The organism is Streptomyces sp. NPDC096176 (assembly GCF_044763255.1).
Lineage (GTDB): Bacteria > Actinomycetota > Actinomycetes > Streptomycetales > Streptomycetaceae > Streptomyces.
The window spans coordinates 394603-416318 of sequence record NZ_JBIWFV010000006.1; the positions used below are offsets into that span (position 1 = coordinate 394603).

Genomic DNA, 21716 nt, shown 5'->3' on the forward strand with positions numbered 1-21716 from the left:
CCCGGGGGGTCTGTCCCGTGCCCGGAGGGTGGCGGAGCCCGCGGGGGGTGGAGCCCGCGGTGGACCCGGTCCGAGACGCGGCGATCTCCGTCGGTATCGTCGGTTCTGTCAGCACACCCGCCCCCGTTCCGAACCGTGGAGTTCCCATGCCCCCGACCGCCCGCCGTACCGTTCTGAAGGGTGCGGCCCTCGCCGGGGCCGCCGGGCTGGGCGTTGCCGCGTGCTCCACCGAGTCGAAGCTCGGCCATGCCGAGAACCCGACACCCACCGCACCGGTCGACCTCGGCGCGGCCGACGCCGTTCCCGTGGGCGGGGCCAAGCTCTACCGCGAGCAGCGCCTGATCGTGCACTGTCCGGCGAAGGGCGAATACAAGGCCTTCAGTGCCCAGTGCACCCACGCCGGCTGCGTCCTCGACAAGGTGGAGGGCACCGAGGGCAACTGTCCGTGCCACGGCAGCCGCTTCGATGTGACGACCGGCAAGGCGCTCCAAGGGCCCGCGACCGTGCCACTGCCGGAGGTTCCGATCAAGGCCGAGGGCGGCAAGCTCGTGGCCGGCCCGGACGCATAGCCACGGGCACACGGGCACAGGGGCACGAGGGGGCCTCAGCCCCAGTCCCAGGCGATGCCCAGCATCCCCGGCCGCACCCCCTGCTCCACGAGGTGCACCGTGCGGTGCAGCCCGCTGGGCGTGAGGTCCGTGCGCGCCCCGCGCGGCATGCCCGTCGTCGCCTGCGAGAGGCGGTGGCAGCGCACGGGCAGCGCGCCCACGTCGAAGCGGACCTGCAGGACGTACTGACCGCCCGCGTAGTCGAAGCCCCGCACGTACTCGGTGCTCGTCCCGCCGCTGCCGTCCTCGAAGCCGTAGCCGAAGACGTACGTCTCGCCCGCCCGCAGCCCGGCGTCGAAGAGCAGCTCCGCGATCACCACGCCGCTCGCCCGGTCCCGGCGCACCCGCCCGGTGCGGCAGTTCTCCAGTCCGCTCACCTCCACGCCCGCCGGGTCGCCGTCCGCGTCGCCGTGGTGGACGGCGAGATAGCGGTCGACGCCGTCGCGGTGGGCGCGTACGACGTGCTGCGAGTGGCGCCCGAGCAGCTGGCGCCCGGCGCCGATCCGTACCCGCTCGTGGTGTCCGACCGTCTGCAGCCCGCCGTCCGTCGGTGACTCGAGGTCGGCGAGGAGGCGTCCCACCGCCCCGGACGGATCCACCAGCGCGCGGTACGAACGGTACGAGCGGCCCTGGGCCCGGTCCGCGTCACGGCTGCCGCTGCTGAGACCACCACCGTTGCCCGCCTTCAGGAGCCGGACCAGGGACTCCCCGGGCAGGTCGAGGAGTTCCTCCAGCGCGCGTACCGCTCGTAGTGACTCGGGGCGCTGCGGGCGACGGGCGCCCTGCTGCCAGTAACTGAGGCTGGTCACACCGACCTTGATCCCGCGGTGGGCGAGATGGTGCTGGACGCGCTGGAGCGGAAGACCGCGCACGGCGAGGGCGGCGCGCAGCGCCAGGTGGAAGGGGCCGGTGTCCAGTACCTGCGCCAGGTCGGCTTCGGCATGGCCCATGGATTCCTCCGGGACGAATCGCGTGCGGTGATGCTCACGTGCGGCTCGGCAGTTCGGCTGCTCGGCCGCCGTGGGTGGGTGGACGGCGACTCTCCGGATGAATGCGGCGGGACGGCGGTGGTCACGTCCGTGCCGCACCACTCACGGTGCCGCGTCACCCCGCATTGAAGCGTGTTGATCAGCCCCCGACAAGGCGTATGCGCATCGCCGGCGATCCGGAGCCGGCGGCGGCCGGGACGGGGTGGTCATGTCCCTGGCGGACATGACCACGCTGTCACTGCCCGCCAGTAGGGTGGTCGGCATGGCAGACCCCTCCAGCTACCGCCCCAAGCCGGGACAGATCCCCGACTCGCCGGGGGTCTACAGGTTCCGCGACGAGCACCGCCGGGTGATCTACGTCGGGAAGGCAAAGAGCCTGCGCTCGCGCCTCGCCAGCTACTTCCAGGACCTGGCCAATCTGCACCCGCGTACGCGCACCATGGTCACCACCGCCGCTTCCGTGGAGTGGACGGTCGTCTCGACCGAGGTCGAGGCGCTCCAGCTGGAGTACTCCTGGATCAAGGAGTTCGACCCCCGGTTCAACGTCAAGTACCGCGACGACAAGAGCTATCCGTACCTCGCGGTCACGCTGAACGAGGAGTTCCCGAGGGTCCAGGTCTTGCGCGGCTCCAAGCGGAAGGGCGTGCGCTACTTCGGTCCGTACGGCCACGCGTGGGCCATCCGGGAGACCGTCGACCTGATGCTCCGCGTCTTCCCCGTGCGCACCTGCTCCGCCGGCGTCTTCCGCAACCATGTGCAGAAGGGCCGCCCCTGTCTGCTGGGCTACATCGGCAAGTGCTCCGCGCCCTGCGTGGGCCGGGTCACGCCGGATGAGCACCGCGAACTGGCCGAGGAGTTCTGCGACTTCATGGCCGGCCGCACCGGCACGTACATCCGCCGCCTCGAGAAGCAGATGATGGCCGCGGCCGAGGAGATGGAGTACGAGAAGGCGGCCCGGCTGCGCGACGACATAGGTGCCCTCAAGCGCGCCCTCGAGAAGAACGCGGTGGTGCTCGCCGACGCGACCGACGCCGACCTCGTCGCGGTCGCCGAGGACGAGCTCGAGGCCGCCGTGCAGATCTTCCACGTCCGCGGCGGCCGAGTCCGTGGCCAGCGCGGCTGGGTCACCGACAAGGTGGAGAACGTGGACACGGCGGGCCTGGTCGAGCACGCGCTCCAGCAGCTGTACGGCGAGGAGAGCGGCGACGCCGTCCCCAAGGAAGTCCTCGTTCCCGCCCTGCCGGAGGAGTCCGGCGCCGTCACGCAGTGGCTGAGCGAGCGCCGCGGTGCGGCCGTGTCCCTGCGCATCCCGCAGCGCGGCGACAAGAAGGCCCTGATGGAGACGGTCGAGCGCAATGCGCTCCAGGCCCTCGGCCTGCACAAGACCAAGCGCGCCAGCGACCTGACCACCCGCTCCCGCGCCCTGGAGGAGATCGCCGAGGCCCTCGGGCTCGACTCCGCGCCGCTGCGCATCGAGTGCTTCGACATCTCACACCTCCAGGGCGAGGACGTCGTGGCGTCCATGGTCGTCTTCGAGGACGGTCTCGCCCGCAAGAGCGAGTACCGCCGCTTCCAGATCAAGGGCTTCGAAGGCCAGGACGACGTCCGGTCGATGCACGAGGTGATCACCCGCCGCTTCAAGCGGTATCTGGCCGAGAAGGACAGGACGGGGGAGTGGATCGGCGAGGACAGCCCCGCCGACGAGGCGCCCGACGACGGCCGTCCGAAGAAGTTCGCCTACCCGCCCCAGCTCGTGGTCGTCGACGGCGGGCAGCCCCAGGTCGCCGCCGCCAAGCGCGCCCTGGACGAGCTAGGCATCGACGACGTGGCCGTCTGCGGCCTCGCCAAGCGCCTCGAGGAGGTCTGGCTGCCCCACGAGGACGACCCCGTGGTCCTGCCGCGCTCGAGCGAGGGCCTGTATCTCCTGCAACGGGTGCGTGACACGGCACACGACTTCGCCATCCGCTACCAGCGCTCGAAGCGTTCCAAGCGCATCAGGACGAGCCCGCTGGACGCGGTGCCCGGTCTCGGTGACACCAGGAAGCAGGCCCTGATCAAGCATTTCGGCTCGGTGAAGCGGTTGCGGCAGGCGACAATCGAGCAGATCTGCGAGGTTCCCGGCATGGGCCGCAAGACGGCCGAGTCCGTGCTCGTGGCCCTGGCGCAGACGGCGGTGCCCGCACCCGCCGTGAACACCGCCACAGGAGAGATCATTGAAGAGAACGACGGGGGCAGCAGGACATGACTGAGCACGACGGAGACGGAGCAGCAGACGTGAGTACGGGCAACGGAGCCGAGCCCGGCGAGGCCACGGGGGACGTGGCCATCCCCGAGCTGGTGATCATCTCCGGGATGTCGGGCGCCGGCCGCAGTACGGCGGCCAAGTGTCTGGAGGACCTCGGCTGGTTCGTCGTCGACAACCTGCCGCCCGCGCTGATCCCCACGATGGTGGAGCTCGGCGCCCGTTCCCAGGGCAATGTCGCGCGGATCGCCGTTGTCGTCGACGTGCGCGGCCGGCGCTTCTTCGACAACCTCCGCGAGTCCCTCGCGGACCTGGACGCGAAGCAGGTCACCCGCCGGATCGTCTTCCTCGAGTCGTCGGACGACGCGCTGGTGCGCCGCTTCGAGTCGGTCCGCCGCCCGCACCCGCTGCAGGGCGACGGCCGGATCGTCGACGGCATCGCGGCCGAGCGCGACCTGCTGCGCGAGCTGCGCGGCGACGCCGACCTGGTGATCGACACCTCCAGCCTCAACGTCCACGAGCTGCGCGCCAAGATGGACGCCCAGTTCGCCGGCGACGAGGAGCCCGAGCTGCGGGCCACGGTGATGTCGTTCGGCTTCAAGTACGGCCTGCCCGTGGACGCGGACCTGGTCGTCGACATGCGCTTCCTGCCGAACCCGCACTGGGTGCCGGAGCTGCGTCCCTTCACCGGTCTGAACGAAGAGGTGTCGAACTACGTCTTCAACCAGCCCGGCGCCAAGGAGTTCCTCGACCGCTACACCGAGCTGCTCCAGTTGATCGCCGCAGGCTACCGCCGTGAGGGCAAGCGGTACGTGACCATCGCGGTGGGCTGCACCGGCGGCAAGCACCGCTCGGTCGCGACTTCGGAGAAGCTCGCCGCCCGCCTCGCCGCCGCCGGTGTGGAGACCGTCGTGGTCCACCGTGACATGGGGCGCGAGTGACCGGAAGCAATCTCCGTCTGCGGCGGCTGCGCAGAACGACGCGCACGCTGTCGGCGCGGAAGCGCGGCGCACAACCCAAGGTCGTCGCCCTCGGCGGCGGCATGGGCCTGTCGGCGTCGCTCACGGCCCTGCGCCGCATCACCGGCGACCTCACCGCGGTCGTCACGGTCGCCGACGACGGCGGCTCCAGCGGCCGGCTGCGCGAGGAGCTCGGCGTGCTGCCGCCCGGCGACCTGCGCAAGGCCTTGGCGGCGCTGTGCGGGGACGACGACTGGGGCCAGACCTGGGCGCGGGTCATCCAGCACCGCTTCCAGTCCCAGGGCGAGCTGCACGAGCACGCGGTCGGCAATCTGCTGATCGTGGCCCTGTGGGAGCAGTTCGGCGATCATGTCCAGGCCCTGGACCTGGTCGGCAAGCTGCTCGGCGCCCACGGCAGGGTGCTGCCCATGTCCGCCGTCCCGCTCGAGCTCCAGGCGCTGGTACGGGGGCACGATCCGGCGCGCCCGGACGAGGTGGAGACCGTGCGCGGTCAGGCGACGGTGGCGCTCACCCCCGGCGAGGTGCAGTCCGTGCATCTCGTGCCGCACGACCCGCCGGCCGTCCCGGAAGCCGTGGAGGCCGTGCTGGACGCCGACTGGGTGGTTCTCGGCCCCGGCTCGTGGTTCTCCTCGGTGATACCCCACCTGCTGGTGCCCGAGCTGCTGGACGCCCTGGTCGAGACCAAGGCGCGCCGGGTGCTCTCGCTCAACCTCGCGCCGCAGCCCGGTGAAACAGAAGGCTTCTCCCCGCAGCGTCATTTGGAGGTTTTGGGACGACACGCGCCTAAACTCGCCCTGGACGTGGTGCTGGCCGACGAGGCCGCAGTGCCCGACCGCGACTCCCTCGTCGACGCCGCCGAGCGGCTGGGTGCCGCGGTCGAGCTGGCTCCGGTGGCCTCTCCCGACGGACTTCCGAAGCATGACCCGGAGCTGTTGGCCGCCGCGTACGACCGTATTTTTCGGATGCATGGAAGGATCGGCCCATGGCGATGACGGCAGCGGTGAAGGACGAGATCTCCCGGCTCCCCGTCACCCGGACCTGCTGCAGAAAAGCGGAGGTCTCGGCCATCCTGCGGTTCGCGGGCGGTCTGCACCTGGTGAGCGGCCGCATCGTGATCGAGGCGGAGCTGGACACCGGCATCGCCGCGCGCCGGCTGAAGCGGGACATCCTGGAGATCTTCGGCCACAGCTCGGAGCTGATGGTCATGGCACCCGGCGGGCTGCGGCGCGGCTCCCGCTTCGTGGTGCGGGTGGTGGCCGGCGGCGACCAGCTGGCGCGCCAGACCGGGCTCGTCGACGGCCGGGGCCGCCCGATCCGGGGCCTGCCGCCGCAGGTCGTCTCGGGCGCCACCTGTGACGCGGAGGCCGCCTGGCGGGGCGCGTTCCTCGCGCACGGCTCGCTGACCGAGCCCGGCCGCTCCTCCTCGCTGGAGGTCACCTGCCCCGGCCCGGAGGCGGCGCTGGCGCTGGTGGGCGCCGCCCGCCGGCTGTCCATCGCCGCGAAGGCGCGCGAGGTCCGCGGTGTGGACCGGGTGGTCGTACGGGACGGTGACGCGATCGGCGCGCTGCTGACCCGCCTCGGCGCGCACGAGTCGGTGCTGGCCTGGGAGGAGCGCCGGATGCGGCGCGAGGTGCGCGCGACCGCCAACCGCCTGGCCAACTTCGACGACGCCAACCTGCGCCGCTCGGCCCGTGCCGCGGTGGCGGCCGGCGCCCGGGTGCAGCGGGCGCTGGAGATTCTCGGCGAGGAGGTGCCCGAGCACCTTGCGGCCGCGGGCCGGCTGCGGATGGAACACAAGCAGGCATCTCTGGAGGAGCTGGGCGCGCTCGCCGACCCGCCGCTGACGAAGGACGCGGTCGCGGGCCGTATCCGCCGGCTGCTGGCGATGGCGGACAAGCGGGCCCAGGATCTGGGCATCCCGGGTACGGAGTCGAATCTGACCGAGGAAATGGCCGACGGTCTGGTCGGCTGACTTCCGTGACGCGGCGTCAATTCGCCGCCGCTGTGGGCCATTCGGGTCCATTGCGGCGGCGTTTCCGTGTCGTGGGGCGCTATTGACATGATCATGGGGTGTCATGAGCCTGGCATCTGTCCTTTTGTGGCACACAAAAGCAAGGGGGGCTCATGAGACCCAGAGCGGGATCGATCCTCGCAGTGGGTGCACTGCTGCTCGGCGGACTGGCGGCCGCACCGGTCGCCCAGGCACAGCCCGAGACCGGACGTACAGCCGACGCCGCCGACGCGGTGAAGGTCTTCAACGCAGATGTCACCAAGGAGCAGGTGCCCCTGCTCCTCGCACTCGGCCAGGACGCCCACGAACTGGGTGAGCAGGCTCCCGACCGGGGAACCGCCCGGGTCGAGCTCTTCCTCACCGACGCCCAGGCCCGCGGCCTGGAGAAGCAGGGCGTCGAGGTCACCGAGCGCAAGCTCTCAGACAAGTCCGAGGCGCGGCTCCAGGCGGCAGGCGACGGCGTCTACCGCCCGTACAGCGGCGACGGCAATCTCCAGGAGGAGATCGTCAAGGCCGGGCAGGCCCACCCGGGCATCACCAAGGTCGTCTCCATCGGCAAGACCCTCCGCGGCCAGGACATCCTCGCCCTCAAGCTGACCAAGGGCGCCAAGCGCACCAAGGACGGTGCCAAACCGTCCGTGCTGTACATGTCCAACCAGCACGCCCGCGAGTGGATCACCCCGGAGATGACCCGCCGGCTGCTCCACCACTACCTCGACAACTACGGCAAGGACCCGCGGATCACCAAGGTGGTGGACTCCACCGAGCTGTGGTTCGTGCTCTCCGCCAACCCGGACGGCTACGACCACACGCACCGGTCCCCCGAGAACCGGCTGTGGCGCAAGAACCTCCGTGACAACGACGGCGACGGCGAGATCACCAACGCCGACGGCGTCGACCTGAACCGCAACTTCGCCTACAAGTGGGGCTACGACAACGAGGGTTCGTCACCCGCCCCGGCCAGCCAGACCTACCGCGGTGCCGGCCCGTCCTCCGAGCCCGAGACCGTCGCGATCGACCGCTTCCAGAAGCGCATCGGCTTCGAGTACGGCATCAACTACCACTCCGCGGCCGAGCTGCTGCTGTACGGCGTCGGCTGGCAGGTCGCCACCCCGACCCCCGACGACGTCCTCTACAAGGCTCTCGCGGGCACCCCCGAGAACTCCGCCGTCCCCGGCTACTACCCGCAGGTCTCCTCCGAGCTGTACACCACCAACGGTGAGGCGGACGGCCACGCGGCCAACGTCAACGGGATGATGATGTTCACCCCGGAGATGACCACCTGCCAGACCGCCTCCGACCTCGACCCGGACGACAGGTGGAAGGCCGAGGACTGCCAGTCCGGCTTCAACTTCCCCGACGACGAGAAGCTGATCCAGGCGGAGTTCGCCAAGAACATCCCCTTCGCGCTCTCCGTCGCCGAGACCGCAGCCCACCCCGACCGGCCGTCCTCCTCCGTCGGCCTGGAAGCCCCCGACTTCACCGTCGACCCCTTCACCACCTCGTACGCCCGCGGCGGTGACCAGGAGGTGTCCGTCGTCGCCCGGAAGTCGGTCCGGGACAAGGAGCTCAGGTACCGCGTCAACGGCGGCCGCACCCACGACATGGCGCTCAAGCCCTGGAAGGGCGGCGAGACCTACGGCGGCGAGGACAACATCCGCTTCGACGAGTACCGCGCCAAGGTCAAGGACGGCGACGTCGGGGACAAGGTCGAGGTGTGGTTCACCGGAGAGACCAGGAGCGGGAAGCCCACCTCCAGCGAGCACTTCACCTACACGATCGCCGAACGCCCACGGGCCGACACCGTGGTGGTCGCCGAAGAGGGAGCCCCCAACCAGCACGCACGGAAGTACGCCGACGCGCTGAAGGCCAACGGCCGCAAGGCGGTCGTCTGGGACGTCGCCACCCAGGGCGTCCCGCACCCGCTCGGCGTCCTCGGCCACTTCTCCACGGCCGCCCACTACACCGGCGCCCGCGCCCCCGGCGGACCCACCCAGCTGGCGCTCCGCGCCTTCCTCAACGAGGGCGGCGAACTGATCGAGGCCGGTGAGCTCGCCGGCGGCAACGCCCAGGTCGGACGGGCCGCGACCGACGACTTCAGCCAGTATTACCTGGGTGCGTACGGACGTACCTCCGCCACCACGGCCACCGCCTTCACCGGAGCGGGGAGGCTGACCGGGTTCACAGGACCGCTCGCCGGCGCCGCCGGCAGCCCCGCCAACCCGCTGAACGCGGCCGGCGCCTACACGGTCACCTCCGAAACCCTGCCGCCCGAGGACTTCCCGCAGTTCAAGAGCGCTCAGGCGGGCCGGTACGAGGGAGTGGTCAACCCGTACGCTCCGTATGCGGGGCAGTGGATGGCCGCCGCCACGCACGACGACAGCGACTGGAAGCGCCTCACTCGCACCGTCGACCTCACGGGTGTCGGCGCGGCCGACAAGCCGGAGCTGCGTTTCGCCCTCAGCTGGAACACCGAACCGGGTTACGACCACGCCGTCCTCGAGGCCCACACGGCCGGGGCGGAGGACTGGAGCACGCTCCCCGAGGCCGGCGGCCTGACCGGCACGGCGGTCCCGGAGGAGTGCGAGGCCGGCTTCTTCGTCAACGGCCACCCCTTCCTGCGGCACTACCTCACCGTGGCAGCGGGGGGCTGCACCCCTGCCGGCACCAGCGGGGCCTGGAACAGCTTCACCGGATCCTCCGGCGGCTGGAAGCAGGTCTCCTTCGACCTGAGCGCCTACGCGGGCAAGAAGGTCGAGCTCTCACTCAGCTCCGTCACCGACCCCGGCAGCGGCGGACGGGGCGTCTTCGCGGACGACGCCCGGCTCGTCGTCGCGGGTGCGAACAAGGAGGCCGAAGGCTTCGAGACCGCCCTCGGCGCCTGGACGGTACCGGGCGCACCCGCCGGGAGCCCGGAGACCGCCGGTGACTGGGTCCGCTCCGGCGAGCTTTTCAAGTCATACGCTGCTGTCACTACGCGTGACACCGTGCTCCTCGGTTTCGGTCTGGAACACCTCCCGGACGCCGACGACCGCGCGGCGCTGATCGGCAAGGCCCTGCGCTCCCTGCGAGATTGACGCGGCACTGACGCAGCACGGTCCCCGGAGGGAGCAGAACCGCCTTGGAGGCGGCCCTTATACCTACTAACGGGTACGGGCCGCCTCGCCCCGCCACCAATGCGGCCGATGTCACTACGAGGCCCGCGGAGGGGTAGGGTCGTAGGCGGTCGGGGACATCCCATACAGCTCGCCGGCGTCGAAACCCGGCGTACCAACGAGGAGATCGGTTTCGTGACGATCCGCGTAGGCATCAACGGCTTTGGCCGCATCGGTCGTAACTACTTCCGCGCGCTGCTGGAGCAGGGTGCAGACATCGAGATCGTGGCTGTCAACGACCTGGGTGACACTGCGACCACGGCCCACTTGCTGAAGTACGACACCATTCTCGGCCGCCTCAAGGCCGAGGTGTCCCACACCGCCGACACCATCACGGTCGACGGCCACACGATCAAGGTGCTCTCCGAGCGCAACCCCGCCGACATCCCCTGGGGCGACCTCGGCGTCGACATCGTGATCGAGTCGACCGGCATCTTCACCAAGAAGGCGGACGCCGAGAAGCACATCGCGGGCGGCGCCAAGAAGGTCCTCATCTCGGCTCCGGCCAAGGACGAGGACATCACCATCGTGATGGGCGTCAACCAGGACAAGTACGACGCGGCCAACCACCACGTCATCTCCAACGCGTCCTGCACCACCAACTGTGTGGCGCCGATGGCCAAGGTTCTCGACGAGAACTTCGGCATCGTCAAGGGCCTGATGACCACGGTCCACGCGTACACCAACGACCAGCGGATCCTGGACTTCCCGCACTCGGACCTGCGTCGCGCCCGCGCCGCCGCCGAGAACATCATTCCCACCACCACGGGTGCCGCGAAGGCCACCGCGCTGGTCCTGCCGAAGCTCAAGGGCAAGCTCGACGGCATCGCGATGCGCGTCCCGGTCCCGACCGGCTCGGCCACCGACCTGGTCGTGGAGGTGGAGCGCGAGGTCACCAAGGACGAGGTCAACGCGGCGTTCAAGAAGGCCGCCGACGACGGCGACCTCAAGGGCATCCTCTTCTACACCGAGGACCCGATCGTGTCGTCCGACATCGTCAGCGACCCGGCGTCCTGCACCTTCGACTCCTCCCTGACCATGGTCCAGGAAGGCAAGTCGGTGAAGATCCTCGGCTGGTACGACAACGAGTGGGGCTACTCCAACCGCCTCGTCGACCTGACGGTCTTCGTCGGCAACCAGCTCTGATCCGCACAGTCTGATCCGCAACGCGAGCACCACGATGTGAGCGACAGGGCTCGGCAGCGCAATGTGGCGCTGTCCGAGCCCTGTCGCGCGTGCAGTCCTCCGAGGAGCCGTAGAAAAACATGAAGACCATCGACCAGCTGCTGGCCGACGGGGTCGCGGGCAAGCGGGTATTCGTCCGCGCCGACCTCAATGTGCCGCTCGACGGCACCACCATCACCGACGACGGCCGTATCCGCGCCGTCCGGCCGACGATCGCCAAGCTGGCGGAGGCAGGCGCGCGCGTTGTCGTCGCCTCGCACCTGGGCCGCCCCAAGGGCGCCCCCGACCCCGCCTTCTCGCTCGCCCCGGCGGCCAAGCGCCTCGGTGAACTGCTCGGCACCGAGGTCGCGTTCGCGACCGACACCGTCGGCGAGTCCGCCACCGTCGTCGTCGCGAACCTCGAGAACGGCCAGGTCGCCGTACTCGAGAACCTCCGCTTCAACGCCGGCGAGACCGCCAAGGACGACGCGGAGCGCGGCGCCTTCGCCGACCAGCTCGCGGCCCTCGCCGATGTGTACGTCGGCGACGGCTTCGGCGCCGTGCACCGCAAGCACGCCTCCGTCTACGACCTTCCGGCCCGCCTGCCGCACGCGGCCGGCTTCCTGATCGAGACCGAGGTCGGCGTCCTCAAGAAGCTCACCGACGACGTGCAGCGGCCCTATGTCGTCGTCCTCGGCGGCGCCAAGGTCTCCGACAAGCTCGGCGTCATCGATCACCTGCTGGAGAAGGCCGACCGCATCCTCATCGGCGGCGGCATGGCCTACACCTTCCTCAAGGCCCAGGGCCACGAGGTCGGCATCTCCCTCCTCCAGGAGGACCAGATCCCGGCGGTCAAGGGCTACCTGAAGCGGGCGAAGGAGCGCGGCGTGGAGTTCGTCCTCCCCGTCGACGTCCTGGTCTCGGCCGAGTTCCCGGACCTGAAGACCAAGGCTCCCGCCAACCCGACCGTCGTCGCCGCGGACGCGATCCCCGCCGACGAGGAGGGTCTGGACATCGGTCCCGAGACCCGCAAGCTGTACGCATCGAAGCTCGCCGACGCGGCCACCGTCTTCTGGAACGGCCCGATGGGCGTCTTCGAGCACCCCGACTACGCCGAGGGCACCAAGGCCGTTGCCCAGGCGCTCGTCGACTCCCGGGCCTTCTCCGTGGTCGGCGGCGGCGACTCCGCCGCGGCCGTGCGGATCCTGGGCTTCGACGAGAAGGCATTCGGCCACATCTCGACCGGTGGCGGCGCGAGCCTCGAGTATCTCGAGGGCAAGACGCTTCCCGGCCTCGCCGCACTGGAGGACTGACCCCGCATGACCACCCGTACCCCGCTGATGGCGGGCAACTGGAAGATGAACCTCAACCACCTCGAGGCCATCGCGCACGTCCAGAAGCTCGCCTTCGCCCTCACCGACAAGGACTACGACGCGGTCGAGGTCGCGGTCCTGCCGCCCTTCACCGCCCTGCGGTCCGTGCAGACCCTGGTCGACGGCGACAAGCTGAAGATCAAGTACGGCGCCCAGGACGTCTCGGCGCACGACTCCGGTGCCTACACCGGCGAAGTCTCCGGCCCGATGCTGGCCAAGCTGAAGTGCACCTTCGTCGCCGTGGGTCACTCGGAGCGCCGTCAGTACCACGCCGAGACCGACGAGATCTGCAACGCCAAGGTGAAGGCCGCCTACAGGCACGGGCTGACCCCGATCCTGTGCGTCGGCGAAGGCCTGGACGTCCGTAAGGCCGGCAACCAGGTCGAGTACACGCTCGCCCAGCTCGACGGCGGCCTGAAGGACGTCCCGGCCGAGCAGGCCGAGACCATCGTGATCGCCTACGAGCCGGTGTGGGCCATCGGCACCGGCGAGGTCGCCACCCCCGAAGACGCGCAGGAGGTCTGCGGGGCGATCCGCGGCCGTCTCGCCGAGCGGTACTCCCCGGAGCTGGCCGACAAGGTCCGCATCCAGTACGGCGGCTCGGTGAAGGCGGGCAACGTCGCCGCGATCATGGCGCAGCCCGACGTGGACGGCGCCCTCGTGGGCGGCGCAGCACTGGACGCCGACGAGTTCGTCAAGATCGTCCGCTTCCGCGACCAGTGAGCGGAAGGGGCGCCGTAGCCTTACCGCGCCCCGGAAGCGAAGCGGCGACCTGTGAGTATGCGGTAGCGCCGATCCGGCGTACCCTTGCGGGGGCCTGGGGCTCACACGAGCCCGGGCCCCCGTCGTCCGTATTGAGTTCCGAGAGAATTGCCAGGAAGTAGGGTCCAGCCGTGGTTATGGGATTCTCGATCGCCCTGATCATCTTCAGCGGGCTGCTCATGCTGCTCGTGCTGATGCACAAGGGGAAGGGCGGCGGTCTTTCCGACATGTTCGGCGGCGGTATGCAGTCGTCCGTCGGCGGCTCCTCGGTGGCCGAGCGCAACCTCGACCGCATCACCGTCGTGGTCGGTCTGCTGTGGTTCGCGTGCATTGTCGTACTTGGTCTGCTGATGAAGCTGGACAGCTGACCCATTGGTCAACCGTCCCGAGCTGGGGTGTAACTCCAATCACTGGACGAGCGTTGGGCCTTACGTAGACTGGGGCACTCGCGGCGCAGCCGCTGTGAGACGCTGTGCAGCACCATCACGCAGGGAGTTACGACCGTGGCAAGTGGCAACGCGATCCGGGGAAGCCGGGTCGGAGCGGGGCCGATGGGCGAGGCAGAGCGAGGCGAGTCCGCGCCGCGCCTCCGCATCTCCTTCTGGTGCTCGAACGGGCACGAGACGCAGCCGAGCTTCGCCAGTGACGCACAGGTCCCCGACACGTGGGACTGCCCGCGCTGCGGGTTCCCGGCCGGTCAGGACCGGGACAATCCGCCGGACCCGCCGCGCACCGAGCCGTACAAGACGCACCTGGCGTATGTACGGGAGCGGCGCAGCGACGCGGACGGCGAGGCGATCCTCGCCGAGGCACTCGCCAAACTGCGGGGCGAGATCTAGTACTTGGGTCCGGCCGGACACCCGACGAGGGTGACGGCCGGACCTTCTCGTTGTCCGGGCCGCTTCTTGTGCGCCGCCCCGCCGACGCCTCTCCGACCGGCCTGATCAATTAGGTTGGACCCGCAGCGGGGCATGCAGGCAGGTACGAGAAGAAGTGGGCTGATGTCCGAAATGAACGCAGGCAAGACCAGGCTCAACCAGACGCCCGAATGGACCGCTCTCGGCAAGCACCGCGAGCAACTGGGGGAGACGCATCTGCGGGAGCTGTTCGCGAGGGACGCGGAGCGCGGCAGCACGTACACCCTCCAGGTCGGGGATCTGTACATCGACTACTCCAAGCACTTGGTGACCGAGGAGACGCTGGGACTGCTGCGTGAACTCGCCGCCGCCACCGGCGTCGCCGAGTTGCGGGACGCCATGTTCCGCGGCGAGAAGATCAACACAACCGAGAACCGCGCCGTCCTGCACACCGCGCTGCGCGCCCCGCGCGACGCCGTGATCGAGGTCGACGGCGAGAACGTGGTGCCCGGGGTCCACGCGGTGCTCGACAAGATGGCCGCCTTCTCGGAGCGGGTCCGCTCCGGAGAGTGGACCGGCCACACGGGCAAGCGCATCAGGAACGTCGTGAACATCGGCATCGGCGGCTCCGACCTCGGGCCCGCGATGGCGTACGAGGCTCTGCGCTCCTACACCCAGCGGGATCTGACAGTCCGTTTTGTGTCGAACGTCGACGGAGCCGATCTGCACGAGGCCGTACGGGACCTGGACCCGGCGGAGACCCTCTTCATCATCGCTTCCAAGACCTTCACCACCATCGAGACCATCACCAACGCGACCTCCGCACGCGAGTGGCTGCTCACCAACCTCGGGGCCGGCCCCGACGCCGTCGCCAAGCACTTCGTCGCGCTGTCGACCAACGCGGAAAAGGTCTCCGACTTCGGCATCGACACGGCCAACATGTTCGAGTTCTGGGACTGGGTCGGCGGCCGCTACTCGTACGACTCCGCGATCGGCCTCTCCCTGATGATCGCCATCGGACCCGACCGCTTCCGGGAGATGCTCGACGGCTTCCACCTCGTCGACGAGCACTTCCGCACCGCACCCCCGGAGGCCAACGCGCCGTTCCTGATGGGCCTGTTGGGCATCTGGTACGGCTCGTTCTTCGACGCCCAGTCGCACGCGGTGCTGCCGTACTCGCACTACCTGTCCAAGTTCACCGCGTACCTCCAGCAGCTGGACATGGAGTCCAACGGCAAGTCCGTCGACCGCGACGGCAATCCGGTCGACTGGCAGACCGGTCCCGTCGTCTGGGGCACGCCCGGTACCAACGGCCAGCACGCCTACTACCAGCTGATCCACCAGGGCACGAAGACCATCCCCGCGGACTTCATCGGCTTCGCCAAGCCCGTCCCCTCCCTGCTCGCCGGTCTCGTGCCCCAGCACGACCTGCTGATGGCCAACTTCTTCGCGCAGACGCAGGCGCTGGCCTTCGGCAAGACGCCCGAGGAGGTCCGGGCGGAGGGCGTGCCGGAGGAACTGGTGGCGCACAAGACGTTCAAGGGCAACCACCCGACGACGACGATCCTCGCCGACGAACTCACGCCGGCCGTGCTGGGCCAGTTGATCGCGCTGTACGAGCACAAGGTCTTCGTCCAGGGAGCGGTCTGGAACATCGACTCCTTCGACCAGTGGGGCGTCGAACTCGGCAAGGTCCTCGCGAAGAAGATCGAGCCGGTGCTGACCGAAGGCGAGGGCGGCGAGCAGCTCGACAGCTCGACGGCCACGCTCGCCGGCAAGTACCGCACACTGCGCGGGCGATGATCCGATGGCGGGGGAGAACGCGGTGCGGCTGCGGCCGCCCAACAACCGGCTGAACGAACGGGTCGTCAGCTGGTGGCGTGCACAGTGCCTGCTGACGGCCGCCGTCCCGGCGGCCGTCCTGGCGGTGCTGGGCGCCTTCATCGAGCCGGCCCGGATGTGGCTGCTGATCCCGGCGGCGGCGATCGTCGCCGTCGGCGTCGCCTGCGCCGCGTTCTTCCCGGCCTGGTGGTACCGGGTGCACCGCTGGGAGGTCACCGACGAGGCGGTGTACGTGCGGACCGGGGCGCTGTGGCAGGAGTGGCGCATCGCGCCCATGTCCCGCATCCAGACCGTCGACACCGTCCGGGGACCGCTGGAGCAGGCTTTCCGGCTCGCCACGGTCACCGTCACGACCGCGTCCTCCAAGGGCGCCATCAGGATCGAGGGCCTCGACCACGAAGTGGCCGCGGAACTCGCGGAGCGCCTCACCAGGATCACCCAGGCGACGCCCGGGGACGCGACATGAGCGAACCGGAGCGGGCACGGACCCCGGAGGCGCCGGGCATCCCCCCGGCCGTCGACGTGCCCGGCACCGACGAGGACGCCGTCAGGGCCCCGGAGGCGACGGACGGCCCCGGAACGACCCACGACGGCGAGTCGCGGGCCCCGGACGGGCCACAGGCCCCCTGGCGGCGGCTCGACGGACGCACGGTCCTCGTCACCGCCCTGGTCATGGCCGGTGTGGCCGGCGGCGCCGGGCTGCCCACCCTCATCGGCCTCGCCGGCGGCATGCCGCTGTGGCAGGCGCTCGTGTGGGTACTGGCCGGGGCCGTGCTCCTCGTCGCCGCGGGCACCGGCGCGGACTTCGCGCGCTGGCGCCGCACGCGCTACCGCATCGGACCCGAGCGCGCCGAACTCCGCACCGGGCTGCTCCTGGTCAAACGGCGCTCACTGTCCCGCGAACGCATCCGCAGCGTCGACCTCACCGCCAACGTGCTGCTGCGAGTCCTCGGCCTCGTCCAGGTCCGCATAGGCACCGGCGAACACGCGGGCGGCGGCGAATCCACCCTCGAACTGGACGCCGTCACCCGCACCGAGGGGGAGCGGCTCCGACTCGAGCTGCTGACCAGGGCCGCCACCGGAAGCACCGAGAGCCCCCACCGCGACGGAACGCTCGCCGTCCTCGACCCGTCCTGGATCCGCTATGCCCCCGTGTCGTTCGTCGCGCCCCTGCTCGGCGGCGCGGCGGCAGGTGCGGTCATGCAGGTCAGCGAGTGGTTCGGGGCGCAGAACGAGGTCATCGCATGGGTGTGGGCCCGTTTCAGGGACACCTCCATCGTATGGATGGTCTTCGTGCTGGCCGCTGCCGTGCTGGCAACCGGGATCGTCGGCGCGCTCGGCCTCTGGGTCGAGATGTGGTGGAACTACCGCCTGGAGCGGGAGCCCGGCGGCACCCTGCGGGTGCGGCGCGGTCTGCTCACCGCACGCTCGATATCCATCGAGGAACGCCGGCTGCGCGGTGTCGACCTCGTCGAGCCCCTGGGCGTACGCCTGTTCGGCGCGGCACGGCTGGACGCGGTCGCCACCGGACTGGTCAAGGACGAGAAGGACAAGCACGCCGACACCAACGTGCTGCTGCCCGTGGTGCCCCGGGCGCTGGCCGACGAGGTCGCGGCGCACGTACTCCGCGAGACGTCCGCCCCGACGGACGCGTCACTGCTGACCGCCCACCCGCGGGCCGCCCGCGGCCGGCGGCTGCGGTGGGCCCTGGGCGCCGTCCTGCTGCCGACCGCGGTCCTCGTGCTCCTCGGCGTGCTGCTCACACCCGTGCTGCTGTGGATCGCGGTGGCCTGCGCGGCGCTCGGCATCCCGGCGGCGGTACTGCTGGGCCTCGACGCATACCGGGCGCTGGGCCACGGGATATCCGGTGCGTACCTCCTCACCCGCTCGGGCACGGTGCGCCGCAGCACGGTGGTGCTTCAGCGCGCCGGAGTGATCGGCTGGACCGCCCGCCAGTCCCTCTTCCAGCGCCGGGCCGGCCTGATCACGCTGACGGCGACGACGGCGGCGGGTGCGGGCGGGTACAGCGTCCATGACGCGGCGGAGGGCGAGGGGCTGAGGTTCGCGGCGGAGTCGGTGCCGGGGCTGCTGGAGCCGTTCCTGGAGCCCGGGTGACGCCTGGCGGCGTCTGCGTCCCGGGTCGCGGCTGACGTTGCCCGTCGGGGCGCTGCCCCGCGCCCCGCGCCTCAATCTCCCCCTACGGCCGGGCGGCCGTGGGAGGTACCCCGAGCGGGGCTGGAGTGGTCCGCGGCGGTCGCGGGATGTGGCGACGGGCTGATTCCGCGGAGCGAAATTCAGCCCGTCCGGCGATGGAGGACACCGCGCGGAGCGCGGCACGGGGCCGGGCGGAGCCCGGTTTCGGGAAGGGGCAGAGTGGGGGTTACGCCGACGCCGGTGGGTACAGGTCCCGCGGCAGTTTCGACGCCGCCGCCGCGTCCAGCAGCCACAGCGTCCTCGCCCGCCCGTACGCTCCCGCCGCCGGCGCCTGGATCTCGCCCGCGCCGGACAGCGCGATCTCCGCCGCCTCCGCCTTGTCCTCGCCTGCCGCCAGCAGCCAGACCTCACGCGCCGCGCGGATCGCCGGCAGCGTGAGCGAGATGCGGGTCGGCGGCGGCTTGGGGGCGCCGTGGACTCCGACCACCGTGCGTTCCGTCTCGCGGACCGCCGGCAGTTCGGGGAAGAGCGACGCCACATGTGTGTCGGGCCCGACGCCCAGCATCAGCACGTCGAACGTCGGCACGGGGCCGTGGTCCTCCGGGCCCGCCGCCGCGGCGAGTTCCTCAGCGTAGGCGGCGGCCGCCGCCTCCACGTCGGAGCCGTACGCGCCGTCCGAGGCGGGCATGGCGTGCACCCGCGACGGGTCCACCGGCACGCGGTCGAGCAGCGCCTCACGGGCCTGCGTGACGTTGCGCTCGGGATCGCCCTCGGGCAGGAACCGCTCGTCGCCCCACCACAGGTCGAGCCGCGCCCAGTCGATCGCGTCCCGCGCCGGGGACGAACCGAGCGCGGCCAGCAGGCCGTTGCCGTTGCGGCCGCCGGTGAGGACGACCGACGCGGAGCCGCGTGCGGCTTGGGCGTCCACGATCTTCGTGATCAGCCTGGCCGCGGCGGCCTGCGCCATCAGTTCCTTGTCGCGGTGGACCACGAGCTGTGCGGCGGCGGTCATTTCGCGGCCGCCTTCTTCGAGGGGACGGCCTTCTTCGCCGCCGGGGCGGGCGCCGTCTTCTTCTCAGCGTTCTCCGCCGGCTGCTCGGCGGGCGCGGGCGCCTGAGAGGTCGCGCCGTCCAGCCGCTCCACGCCGTACCGCAGCGCCGACGCGTACGTGTCGTCCGGGTCGAGCCGGCGCAGTTCCTCCGCGATCAGCTCGGCCGTGTCGCGGCGCTTGAGCGCCACCCCGCGGTCGGGCTGGCCCTGGATGGAGAGCGTGGCGAGCGACCCGTCGGGGCGGTCGAGCACTATGGGGCCGCAGCTGGACTCCATCCGGACGGACGTCAGGCCGGGGCCGGACGACGACGACCGCTTCACCGGTACGTTCAGCCGGTCCGCGAGCCACATCGCCAGCAGTTCGCAGCTCGGGTTGAACTCCTCGCCCTCCACCTCGACCGAGGTGACCTCGCAGGTGACCTGGTCCAGAGCGGCCGCGAGCATCGAACGCCACGGCGTGATCCGGGTCCACGACAGGTCGGTGTCGCCGGGGGTGTACGCCTGCGCGCGGGCCGCCAGCTCCCGCACCGGCTGCTCGGCGGCGTACGTGTCGGTCACCCGGCGCTGGGCCAGCGAGCCGAGCGGGTCCTGTGCCGGGTCCGTCGGCGCGGTGACCGGCCACCAGACGACGACGGGCGCGTCGGGGAGCAGCAGCGGGAGCACCACCGACTGGGCGTGGTCGACGACCTCGCCGTACAGCCGCAGGACGACCGTCTCGCCGGTACCCGCGTCCGCGCCGACCCGCACCTCCGCGTCCAGCCGGGCCTTGGCCCGGTCACGCGGCGAACGCGAGACCCGCTTGATGACCACGAGGGTGCGCGAGGGGTGCTCGCGGGACGCCTCGTTGGCGGCTTTCAGTGCGTCGTAGGCGTTCTCCTCATCGGTCACGATGACCAGGGTGAGGACCATGCCGACGGCCGGGGTGCCGACCGCGCGGCGGCCCTGCACCAGCGCCTTGTTGATCTTGCTGGCCGTGGTGTCCGTAAGGTCGATCTTCATGGCCGACGCCAGCTCCGTCCGTCTCGTGCGAGCATTTCGTCCGCCTCGGCCGGGCCCCAGGTGCCGGCCGGGTACTGCGCCGGCTTGCCGCTGCGCTCCCAGAAGTCCTCGATCGGGTCCAGGATCTTCCAGGACAGCTCGACCTCCTCCACACGCGGGAAGAGGTTGGAGTCGCCGAGCAGGACATCGAGGATGAGGCGCTCGTAGGCCTCCGGGCTCGACTCGGTGAACGACTCGCCGTAGGCGAAGTCCATCGAGACGTCCCGGACCTCCATCGACGTGCCGGGCACCTTGGAGCCGAACCGCATGGTCACGCCCTCGTCCGGCTGGACGCGGATGACCAGCGCGTTGTGTCCGAGTTCCTCGGTGGCGGTGGAGTCGAACGGCGAGTGCGGCGCGCGCTGGAAGACGACAGCGATCTCGGTGACGCGCCGGCCGAGCCGCTTGCCGGTGCGGAGATAGAAGGGGACGCCCGCCCAGCGGCGGTTGTCGATCTCGAGCTTGATCGCGGCGTAGGTGTCGGTCTTCGACTTGGGGTCGATGCCGTCTTCCTGCAGATAGCCGACGGCCTTCTCGCCACCCTGCCAGCCCGCCGTGTACTGCGCGCGGACGGTGTCCTTCGCAAGGTCCTTGGGCAGCTTCACCGCGCCCAGCACCTTGGTCTTCTCGGCCGCGAGCGCGTCCGCGTCGAAGGAGGCGGGCTCCTCCATGGCGGTCAGCGCGAGCAGTTGGAGCAGGTGGTTCTGGATGACGTCACGGGCGGCGCCGATGCCGTCGTAGTAACCGGCCCGGCCGCCGATGCCGATGTCCTCGGCCATGGTGATCTGCACATGGTCGACGTACGACCTGTTCCAGATGGGCTCGAAGAGCGTGTTGGCGAACCGCAGCGCCAGGATGTTCTGGACGGTCTCCTTGCCCAGGTAGTGGTCGATGCGGAAGACCTCGTTCGGAGGAAAGACTTCGTGCACCACCTGGTTGAGCTCCTTGGCGGAGACCAGGTCGTGGCCGAACGGCTTCTCGATGACCGCGCGCCGCCAGGAGCCTTCCTTCTGGTCCGCCAGCCCGTGCTTCTTCAGCTGCTGGACGACCTTGGGGAAGAACTTGGGCGGCACGGAGAGGTAGAACGCGAAGTTGCCACCGGTGCCCTGCACCTTGTCGAGATCCTCGATGGTGGACTTCAGCTGCTCGAAGGCGTCGTCGTCGTCGAAGGTGCCCGGGACGAAGCGCATCCCCTGGATGAGCTGCTGCCAGACCTCCTCACGGAACGGCGTGCGCGCGTGCTGCTTGACCGCGTCGTGGACCTCCTGCGCGAAGTCCTCGTCCGCCCACTCGCGGCGGGCGAAGCCGATGAGCGAGAAGCCCGGCGGCAGCAGCCCCCGGTTGGCCAGGTCGTAGACCGCGGGCATCAGCTTCTTGCGCGAGAGGTCGCCCGTGACACCGAAGATGACCAGGCCCGACGGCCCCGCGATGCGCGGGAGCCGTCGGTCGGCAGCATCACGGAGCGGGTTGGCTCCGTCAATACCGGACAAG

Annotated in this window: 18 protein-coding genes; 14 read left to right on the forward strand and 4 right to left on the reverse strand. The window is 70.4% G+C overall.

Annotation, left to right across the window (positions count from 1 at the left end; genetic code table 11):
- The first annotated feature begins 146 nt into the window (after window positions 1-146).
- Window positions 147-569 carry a Rieske (2Fe-2S) protein gene (locus ACIQ7Q_RS19410; RefSeq protein WP_403863128.1) on the forward strand — a complete coding sequence of 141 codons (423 nt, stop codon included), beginning with the start codon at window positions 147-149 and terminating at the stop codon, window positions 567-569.
- A 35-nt stretch (window positions 570-604) separates the two neighbouring features.
- On the opposite strand, the gene ACIQ7Q_RS19415 is transcribed toward ACIQ7Q_RS19410, so the two are convergent.
- Window positions 605-1558 carry a hypothetical protein gene (locus tag ACIQ7Q_RS19415; protein WP_403863131.1) on the reverse strand — a complete coding sequence of 318 codons (954 nt, stop codon included), beginning with the start codon at window positions 1556-1558 and terminating at the stop codon, window positions 605-607.
- 301 nt (window positions 1559-1859) lie between these two features.
- Between ACIQ7Q_RS19415 and uvrC the strand changes: the two genes are divergently transcribed.
- The 13 genes from uvrC to ACIQ7Q_RS19480 all read left to right on the forward strand — a co-directional run bounded on the left by uvrC (window position 1860) and on the right by ACIQ7Q_RS19480 (window position 18098).
- Window positions 1860-3842 (forward strand): excinuclease ABC subunit UvrC, encoded by a 1983-nt coding sequence (uvrC, locus tag ACIQ7Q_RS19420; RefSeq protein ID WP_403863134.1) that lies wholly within the window; start codon window positions 1860-1862, stop codon window positions 3840-3842.
- The gene (gene rapZ / locus ACIQ7Q_RS19425) at window positions 3839-4780 is read left to right on the forward strand and encodes an RNase adapter RapZ (protein WP_403863136.1); all 942 of its coding nucleotides are present in this window, start codon (window positions 3839-3841) and stop codon (window positions 4778-4780) included. The genes uvrC and rapZ overlap by 4 nt, the downstream gene beginning before the upstream one ends.
- Window positions 4777-5811, forward strand: coding sequence for a uridine diphosphate-N-acetylglucosamine-binding protein YvcK (gene yvcK, locus ACIQ7Q_RS19430; protein ID WP_403863139.1), 1035 nt, complete (start codon window positions 4777-4779; stop codon window positions 5809-5811). Before rapZ ends, yvcK begins: the two co-directional genes overlap by 4 nt.
- Complete coding sequence (whiA, locus tag ACIQ7Q_RS19435) at window positions 5802-6791, forward strand: DNA-binding protein WhiA (RefSeq protein WP_005318962.1); 990 nt, start codon at window positions 5802-5804, stop codon at window positions 6789-6791. The genes yvcK and whiA overlap by 10 nt, the downstream gene beginning before the upstream one ends.
- 152 nt (window positions 6792-6943) lie before the next feature.
- Complete coding sequence (locus ACIQ7Q_RS19440; protein WP_403863143.1) at window positions 6944-9907, forward strand: M14 family zinc carboxypeptidase; 2964 nt, start codon at window positions 6944-6946, stop codon at window positions 9905-9907.
- Window positions 9908-10120: 213 nt separating this feature from the next.
- Window positions 10121-11131 carry a type I glyceraldehyde-3-phosphate dehydrogenase gene (gene gap / locus ACIQ7Q_RS19445; RefSeq protein ID WP_356631302.1) on the forward strand — a complete coding sequence of 337 codons (1011 nt, stop codon included), beginning with the start codon at window positions 10121-10123 and terminating at the stop codon, window positions 11129-11131.
- A 119-nt stretch (window positions 11132-11250) separates the two neighbouring features.
- On the forward strand, window positions 11251-12462 hold the full coding sequence (locus tag ACIQ7Q_RS19450) for a phosphoglycerate kinase (RefSeq protein ID WP_403863147.1): 1212 nt from the start codon (window positions 11251-11253) through the stop codon (window positions 12460-12462).
- A gap of 6 nt (window positions 12463-12468) precedes the next feature.
- Window positions 12469-13245, forward strand: a complete 777-nt coding sequence (gene tpiA / locus ACIQ7Q_RS19455; RefSeq protein ID WP_403863150.1) for a triose-phosphate isomerase — start codon at window positions 12469-12471, stop codon at window positions 13243-13245.
- A 176-nt stretch (window positions 13246-13421) separates the two neighbouring features.
- Window positions 13422-13652: a preprotein translocase subunit SecG gene (gene secG, locus ACIQ7Q_RS19460; protein ID WP_005318972.1), complete on the forward strand. Its 231-nt coding sequence runs from the start codon at window positions 13422-13424 to the stop codon at window positions 13650-13652.
- 135 nt (window positions 13653-13787) lie between these two features.
- The gene (locus ACIQ7Q_RS19465) at window positions 13788-14123 is read left to right on the forward strand and encodes an RNA polymerase-binding protein RbpA (RefSeq protein ID WP_003957010.1); all 336 of its coding nucleotides are present in this window, start codon (window positions 13788-13790) and stop codon (window positions 14121-14123) included.
- Window positions 14124-14294: 171 nt separating this feature from the next.
- Window positions 14295-15944 carry a glucose-6-phosphate isomerase gene (pgi, locus tag ACIQ7Q_RS19470; RefSeq protein ID WP_403863599.1) on the forward strand — a complete coding sequence of 550 codons (1650 nt, stop codon included), beginning with the start codon at window positions 14295-14297 and terminating at the stop codon, window positions 15942-15944.
- A 4-nt stretch (window positions 15945-15948) separates the two neighbouring features.
- On the forward strand, window positions 15949-16449 hold the full coding sequence (locus ACIQ7Q_RS19475) for a PH domain-containing protein (RefSeq protein WP_403863153.1): 501 nt from the start codon (window positions 15949-15951) through the stop codon (window positions 16447-16449).
- Window positions 16446-18098: a PH domain-containing protein gene (locus ACIQ7Q_RS19480; RefSeq protein WP_403863156.1), complete on the forward strand. Its 1653-nt coding sequence runs from the start codon at window positions 16446-16448 to the stop codon at window positions 18096-18098. The genes ACIQ7Q_RS19475 and ACIQ7Q_RS19480 overlap by 4 nt, the downstream gene beginning before the upstream one ends.
- Window positions 18099-18363: 265 nt before the next feature.
- On the opposite strand, the gene pgl is transcribed toward ACIQ7Q_RS19480, so the two are convergent.
- Genes pgl through zwf form a run of 3 tightly spaced genes read right to left on the reverse strand, consistent with a single transcriptional unit; the run spans window position 18364 to window position 21715 of the window.
- Window positions 18364-19149 (reverse strand): 6-phosphogluconolactonase, encoded by a 786-nt coding sequence (gene pgl / locus ACIQ7Q_RS19485; RefSeq protein ID WP_403863159.1) that lies wholly within the window; start codon window positions 19147-19149, stop codon window positions 18364-18366.
- Window positions 19146-20186 (reverse strand): glucose-6-phosphate dehydrogenase assembly protein OpcA, encoded by a 1041-nt coding sequence (opcA, locus tag ACIQ7Q_RS19490; protein WP_403863162.1) that lies wholly within the window; start codon window positions 20184-20186, stop codon window positions 19146-19148. The genes pgl and opcA overlap by 4 nt, the downstream gene beginning before the upstream one ends.
- Window positions 20183-21715 carry a glucose-6-phosphate dehydrogenase gene (gene zwf, locus ACIQ7Q_RS19495; RefSeq protein ID WP_403863165.1) on the reverse strand — a complete coding sequence of 511 codons (1533 nt, stop codon included), beginning with the start codon at window positions 21713-21715 and terminating at the stop codon, window positions 20183-20185. Before zwf ends, opcA begins: the two co-directional genes overlap by 4 nt.
- Window position 21716: the final 1 nt, after the last annotated feature.

What these genes read in the sequence shown, in the direction of transcription:
- secG (WP_005318972.1), top strand. Translation starts at nt 13,422, where the DNA reads ATGGGATTCTCGATCGCCCTGATCATCTTCAGCGGGCTGCTCATGCTG.
- rapZ (WP_403863136.1), top strand. Translation starts at nt 3,839, where the DNA reads ATGACTGAGCACGACGGAGACGGAGCAGCAGACGTGAGTACGGGCAAC.
- opcA (WP_403863162.1), bottom strand. Translation starts at nt 20,186, where the DNA reads ATGAAGATCGACCTTACGGACACCACGGCCAGCAAGATCAACAAGGCG.
- ACIQ7Q_RS19475 (WP_403863153.1), top strand. Translation starts at nt 15,949, where the DNA reads ATGGCGGGGGAGAACGCGGTGCGGCTGCGGCCGCCCAACAACCGGCTG.
- ACIQ7Q_RS19410 (WP_403863128.1), top strand. Translation starts at nt 147, where the DNA reads ATGCCCCCGACCGCCCGCCGTACCGTTCTGAAGGGTGCGGCCCTCGCC.
- ACIQ7Q_RS19450 (WP_403863147.1), top strand. Translation starts at nt 11,251, where the DNA reads ATGAAGACCATCGACCAGCTGCTGGCCGACGGGGTCGCGGGCAAGCGG.
- ACIQ7Q_RS19480 (WP_403863156.1), top strand. Translation starts at nt 16,446, where the DNA reads ATGAGCGAACCGGAGCGGGCACGGACCCCGGAGGCGCCGGGCATCCCC.
- ACIQ7Q_RS19415 (WP_403863131.1), bottom strand. Translation starts at nt 1,558, where the DNA reads ATGGGCCATGCCGAAGCCGACCTGGCGCAGGTACTGGACACCGGCCCC.
- tpiA (WP_403863150.1), top strand. Translation starts at nt 12,469, where the DNA reads ATGACCACCCGTACCCCGCTGATGGCGGGCAACTGGAAGATGAACCTC.
- ACIQ7Q_RS19440 (WP_403863143.1), top strand. Translation starts at nt 6,944, where the DNA reads ATGAGACCCAGAGCGGGATCGATCCTCGCAGTGGGTGCACTGCTGCTC.
- pgl (WP_403863159.1), bottom strand. Translation starts at nt 19,149, where the DNA reads ATGACCGCCGCCGCACAGCTCGTGGTCCACCGCGACAAGGAACTGATG.
- pgi (WP_403863599.1), top strand. Translation starts at nt 14,295, where the DNA reads ATGAACGCAGGCAAGACCAGGCTCAACCAGACGCCCGAATGGACCGCT.
- uvrC (WP_403863134.1), top strand. Translation starts at nt 1,860, where the DNA reads ATGGCAGACCCCTCCAGCTACCGCCCCAAGCCGGGACAGATCCCCGAC.
- whiA (WP_005318962.1), top strand. Translation starts at nt 5,802, where the DNA reads ATGGCGATGACGGCAGCGGTGAAGGACGAGATCTCCCGGCTCCCCGTC.